We start from the raw sequence: 5,350 nt of genomic DNA on the forward strand, positions 1-5,350 counted from the left end.
GAGGGGAGCGGGCAGCCGCGGCGCGGGCGCCGTCGGGACCTCCCCGGCCTCCAGGGCCGCGACGTCGTAGGGGATCGCGAGCACGACCGGCACGCGGTAGGTCAGCGCGTGCTCCACCGCGATGACCGTGGTCGCCGCGGCGTCCGCGCGGCCGACGGTGTAGGTGCGGGCGCCGACGGCCGAGGCGAGCGCGATCTGATCCACGTCCCACGGGCGGGGGCCCGACGTGGGCTCGTCGCCCACCACGAGCACGAGCGGGACGTGCGCCTGCACGGCCTCGGCCAGCGCCGTGATGGTGTTCGTGAAGCCCGCGCCATAGGTCGAGGTGCCGGCGGCGATGCGCCCGGAGGCGCGGAAGTGCGCGTCCGCCGCGACCACGGCGCCCTGCTCGTGCCGCACGGCCGTGAAGACGGCGTCGGTGTGCTTCTCGATCGCGTCGAGGAAGTAGGCGTTGCCGTTGCCCATCACCCCGAAGACGGCATCGACGTGCTGGGCGAGGGTGAGGGCGACGTGCGCGGAGACCGTGGGCATGGGGGTGCCTTTCGAGAGACAGGGACGGAGGGACTGCGGGATCCGTATGTGTCTCGCCTCCGCGACATCGCGAAGCGCTTCGTGCCTCTTTTTCAGGCACCGGCCGGGCCGGACCAGCCCAGTCTAGCGGCGGCTCCTGCCTCGCGGATGCGCGAGAATGGACCGATGACGGATGCGGCGATCGAGCGCGAGACGCTCACCTGGGACGGCTTCGGCGCGGCGACGCGCGACCTGGCGCGGAGCATCCTCGCCAGCGGCTTCGAGCCGGAGGTGGTCGTCGCGATCGCCCGCGGGGGACTTCTCCCCGCCGGTGCCATCGCCTACGGCCTCGGCGCGAAGAACTGCGGCGCGATCAACGTCGAGTTCTACACCGGCATCGGCACGGTGCTCGACGCCCCCGAGGTGCTGCCGCCCGAGCTCGACATGGCGTACCTCGACGGTCGCCGCGTGCTGCTCGTGGACGATGTGGCCGACTCCGGCCGCACCCTCGCCCTCGCGGTGCAGCTGCTGAAGGACAAGGGCGCCGACGTGCGGTCGGTGACGATCTACACCAAGCCCTCCACGATCATCCAGCCCGACTACGCCTGGAAGGACACCGATCTGTGGATCAACTTCCCGTGGTCGTTCCAGGGCACCGTGCGCGAGGAGGACGAGGGCCTCGCGCCCTCCGCCTGACTCAGCCGCGCAGCAGCGCCCGCAGCGTCTGGATCGTGTCGGCCTCGGCCGGGGTCTTGTCGTCGCGGTAGCGCTTGACCCTGGCGAACCGCAGCGCCAGTCCCCCCGGGTAGCGCGGCGACCGTTGCACGCCGTCGATAGCGATCTCCACCACCAGCTCCGGTCGCAGGAACACGGTCGATGCGGTGCGATGCGACTCGTGCGCCGGGAACTCCTCGGTCTGCCACTCCAGCAGCGCATCGGTCAGGCCCTTGAACGTCTTGCCCACCATCACGAACGAGCCGGGGTCGCCGAACTCGCCCTCCGGATCGCGGGCGCCGAGGTGCAGGTTCGACAGCCACCCGCGCCGTCGGCCGGAGCCCCATTCGGCCCCGAGCACGACCAGGTCGTACGTGAGGACGGGCTTCACCTTGACCCAGGACTTGCCGCGGCGGCCGGCGGCGTAGGGGGCGGCGACGGCCTTGACCACCACGCCCTCGTGTCCGGCCGCGAGGGCCTCGCGCGACAGCTGCTCGGCGGCCTCGGGGTCGTCCGTCACGATGCCCGGTATGCGCCAGTCGCCCGCGACGGCCGCGAGTACCTCCTGGCGCACGGACAGCGGCTCGTCGAGCAGGTCGCGGCCGTCGAGGTGCAGCACGTCGAAGAACCACGGTCGGAGGGCGAGTTCGCGCGCGGCGTCGGCCCCGAACCGCGACATGGTCTCCTGGAACGGTCGTGGCCCGCCGTCTTCGTCGAGCGACAGCGTCTCGCCGTCGAGGATCACGTCGTGTGCGGGAAGCGCCCGCACGATCTCGACGATCTCCGGCAGGCGGTGCGTGACATCGGCGAGGCTGCGGGTGTAGATGCCCACGTCGTCGCCGTGCCGGTGCACCTGGATGCGGGCGCCGTCGAGCTTGTACTCCACGGAGGCGCGGCCCGTGATCTCGAGCGCGGCGGTGGGCGTGGCCGCGGTCGCCGCCAGCATGGGCAGCACCGGGCGGCCCACCCGGAGCCCGACCTCCTCCAGCGCGCCCTCGTCTCCGGTCAGCGCCAGACGGGCGGTCTCGCCGAGGTCGCCCGAGAGCATCGCCGCGCGTCGCACGAGGGCGATGGGCTGATCGGACGCCCGGGCGATCGCGTCGAGCAGCACGCCGCCGAGCGCCCCCGTGCGCAGCTCGCCCAGCATGGCCCTGGCGAGGAAGTCCCACTCCGCGGCGGTGGACCGCGTGGCCAGGGCGCGCAGGAGGTCGCTGCGGACCCCGGCGGATCCGGCGCCCGACGCCGTGGACAGCTCCTCGAACGCGTGGTCGACCTCGGCGATCGTGAGACTCGACTCCGCGGCATGGGCGATGTCGAGTGACGACAGCCCGCGCCAGCCCACCCCCAGTCGCCCCTGCCGCGGGGAGGCGAGCAGGAGACCCACGAGCGCGGGCACGACGGCCTCGTCCGCACCGCGCAGCAGCTCGGCGATCGCGTCGATCTTGGCGAGGCGCGACGAGGTGGACGCGACCTTCTCGGTCGTGGTGACGAGCTCGGAGAGCAGCATCCCCGCATCATGCCACCGGCCGCGGACACCGCGGAAGGAGCTTGACACCGCCCGCCCTGGGGCGGGGTCGCTCGTTCAGCGCCCGCGGAACTTCGGCCTGCGCTTCTCCTGGAACGCGGCGAAGCCCTCGCGGTAGTCGTCGGTGTCGCACAGGGCAGCCTGCGCCGCGTTCTCGATGCCGACCGCGTCCCACAGCGTCAGCCTCTCGTCGCGGATCCGCGCCACGAGCTCCTTGCTCGCCAGGAACGCTGCCGTCGCGCCCCGGGCGGCAGCGGCGGCGGCCTCCGCGGTCGCCGACACCACCTCGTCGTCGGGGAACACGCGGGAGAACAGGCCCGACTGCACGGCCTCGGTTCCGCTCATCAGGCGCCCGGTATAGATGAGGTCGAGCGTCTTGTGCGCGCCGAGCCGGTCGAGGAACAGCGCGTGACCACCGGAGTCGAGCGTGGCCCCCAGGGCCGCGAACGGGGAGCCGATCTTCGCGGACTCGCCCACGTACACCACGTCGGTCGCGATCAGCAGCCCGAGTCCGACGCCCAGACAGGCCCCGTGCGCGACCGCGAACGTCGGTGCGGGGAACCGCGCCATGCGCTGCAGCAGCGGGGTCACCGCGCCGCCGAGGTAGCCGAGCACATCGTCGTCGCGCGGGTCGACCGCCGAGATGTCGCGACCGGCGCAGAACGCCCTGCCCTCGCCGCGCAGCACGAGCGCCCGCACCCCGGCGTCCTCCGCCGCGTCGTAGGCGGCGTCGAGCTCGTCCAGCGCGGTCTCGTCGAGGGCGTTGAGCTTCGCGGGCGCGTTCAGGACGACCGTGGCGACGTCGTCGGCGATGGTGAGGTCGATCATGGGGCCCTCCGGATCAGACGTCGTAGTCGACGACCAGGCGGTCGCTCGTGGGGTGGGACTGGCACGTCAGCACGTAGCCGCGCTCGAGCTCGTCGGGTTCCAGCGCGTAGTTCTCCGTCATGGTGACGCTGCCCTCGATCACCCGCGCGCGACACGTGCCGCACACGCCGCCCGCACACGCGAACGGGGCGTCGGGGCGCACCCGCAGGGCCGCGTTGAGCACCGACTCGCGTGCCGCCACGGGGCTCTCCACCGTCGAGGAGACGCCGTCGAGGTTCACCTCGATGCGCACCGTCTTCTCCCCGGCGCTCACCGTCACGGGGCGCGCGGCCCGCACCGGCTCGTCACCCGTGGTGAACAGCTCGAACCGGATGTGCTCGCGCGGCACGCCCACGTCGGCGAGCACCGCGCGGCACAGGTCGACGAGCGCGAGCGGCCCGCACAGGAACCACTCGTCCACATCGGAGGGGTCGATCAGCGATCCGAGGATCGTGCGCAGCTTGGGCTCGTCGAGGCGGCCGGACAGCACGGGGGCCGTGCGCTGCTCGCGCGACAGCACGTGATGCAGCGTGAGCCGGGTGGGGTAGCGGTCCTTCAGGTCGGCGAGGTCCTCCAGGAACATCACGTCGAGGGTCGAGCGGTTCGTGAACAGCAGCGTGAACCGCGAGGTCCGCGACCGCGTCAGCACCGTGTGCGCGAGAGCCATCAGCGGAGTGATGCCCGATCCGGCGGCGATGCCCACCACGTGCTTCTGGTCGAGGTCGTCGAGCCCCGAGGTGAAGGTGCCCTGCGGGCTCATCACGTCGATGCGGAAGCCGGGGTGTAGACCCGTCTGCGCCCACGTGGAGAAGAGCCCGCCCTCGTCGCGCTTGACCGCCACGCTCAGGCGCGTCGGCCGTCCGTCGGTGCGGTGCTCGGGAGCGCGGCACAGCGAGTACGAACGCCGCACCTCCTCGCCGTCGAGGGTCGTGCGCAGCGCCACATACTGGCCCGGCAGATGGTCGTAGTCGTCGGCGAGCTCGGGCGGCACCGTGAAGGTGACCTCGACGGAATCCTCGGTCAGCGGACGCACGTCCTCGACCTCGAGCGTGTGGAACCGCGCGCGCGTGCGCTCGCGGGAGGCGGGTGCGGCGGCCGCGGGCGGCGTCGCCCGCGCGGGGGAGAACAGCGACATCAGTGCACCTTGAAGTGGTCGAAGGGTTCCAGGCACGCGCGGCACTCGTACAGCGCCTTGCACGAGGTCGAGCCGAAGCGCGACACCTCACGGGTGTCGAGCGAGCCGCAGCGCGGGCACCGCACGCTCAGCGCGAGCCGGATCGGCCCCGACGACACCGCGGCGCGGCCGCTGGGCGGGGCGATGCCGTACTCCCGGAGCTTCTGCGCGCCGGCGTCGCTCATCCAGTCCGTGGTCCACGCGGGGGACAGCACGAGCCGCACCTCGACCTGCGCCCAGCCCGCCGCGGTGAGCGCCAGCACGACGTCGTCGCGGATGGTGTCCATCGCCGGGCAGCCGCTGTACGTCGGGGTGATGTCGACCCGCACCGTGTCGCCGTGCACCTCGACCGCGCGCAGCACGCCGAGGTCCTCGATCGTGAGCACGGGCACCTCGGGATCGGGCACGGCCGCGGCGATCCGCCACGCCTCGGCCCGCGACCCGGCCGCTGTGCCGGTCACCACGACGCCCCCGGGTGCCGTCGCGCCAGCACCTGCATCTCGGCGAGGAGGTGGCCCAGCGGGGTCGCATGAGCGCCGCGGCGGCCGCCCGCCGACGAC

At 72.8% G+C, this 5,350-nt stretch carries 6 protein-coding genes and 1 pseudogene; 1 reads left to right on the forward strand and 6 read right to left on the reverse strand.

Annotation, left to right across the window (positions count from 1 at the left end; translation table 11 throughout):
* Nucleotides 1-531 (reverse strand): thiamine pyrophosphate-binding protein (locus tag DW299_RS04115; protein ID WP_275090577.1); only part of this gene is annotated, 531 nt, incomplete at its 3' end.
* Nucleotides 532-696: 165 nt separating this feature from the next.
* Between DW299_RS04115 and DW299_RS04120 the strand changes: the two genes are divergently transcribed.
* Complete coding sequence (locus DW299_RS04120; protein ID WP_136035815.1) at nucleotides 697-1,206, forward strand: phosphoribosyltransferase; 510 nt, start codon at nucleotides 697-699, stop codon at nucleotides 1,204-1,206.
* Between the two features lies 1 nt (nucleotide 1,207).
* On the opposite strand, the gene DW299_RS04125 is transcribed toward DW299_RS04120, so the two are convergent.
* The 5 genes and pseudogenes from DW299_RS04125 to DW299_RS19470 form a co-directional block, all read right to left on the reverse strand.
* A complete protein-coding gene (locus tag DW299_RS04125) occupies nucleotides 1,208-2,731 on the reverse strand; it encodes an ATP-dependent DNA ligase (protein ID WP_136035816.1) in 1,524 nt (507 codons plus the stop codon).
* Between the two features lie 75 nt (nucleotides 2,732-2,806).
* The gene (locus DW299_RS04130) at nucleotides 2,807-3,577 is read right to left on the reverse strand and encodes an enoyl-CoA hydratase/isomerase family protein (RefSeq protein ID WP_136035817.1); all 771 of its coding nucleotides are present in this window, start codon (nucleotides 3,575-3,577) and stop codon (nucleotides 2,807-2,809) included.
* A gap of 13 nt (nucleotides 3,578-3,590) precedes the next feature.
* Nucleotides 3,591-4,751: a 1,2-phenylacetyl-CoA epoxidase subunit PaaE gene (gene paaE, locus DW299_RS04135; protein WP_136030008.1), complete on the reverse strand. Its 1,161-nt coding sequence runs from the start codon at nucleotides 4,749-4,751 to the stop codon at nucleotides 3,591-3,593.
* Nucleotides 4,751-5,251 (reverse strand): 1,2-phenylacetyl-CoA epoxidase subunit PaaD, encoded by a 501-nt coding sequence (gene paaD, locus DW299_RS04140; RefSeq protein ID WP_136035818.1) that lies wholly within the window; start codon nucleotides 5,249-5,251, stop codon nucleotides 4,751-4,753. The genes paaE and paaD overlap by 1 nt, the downstream gene beginning before the upstream one ends.
* Nucleotides 5,248-5,350 (reverse strand): annotated as a pseudogene (locus DW299_RS19470) (1,2-phenylacetyl-CoA epoxidase subunit PaaC); the annotation flags it as partial. The gene paaD and the pseudogene DW299_RS19470, both read right to left, overlap by 4 nt.

Source organism: Microbacterium sp. K35, assembly GCF_004794375.1.
GTDB classification, from domain to species: Bacteria; Actinomycetota; Actinomycetes; order Actinomycetales; family Microbacteriaceae; genus Microbacterium; species Microbacterium sufflavum.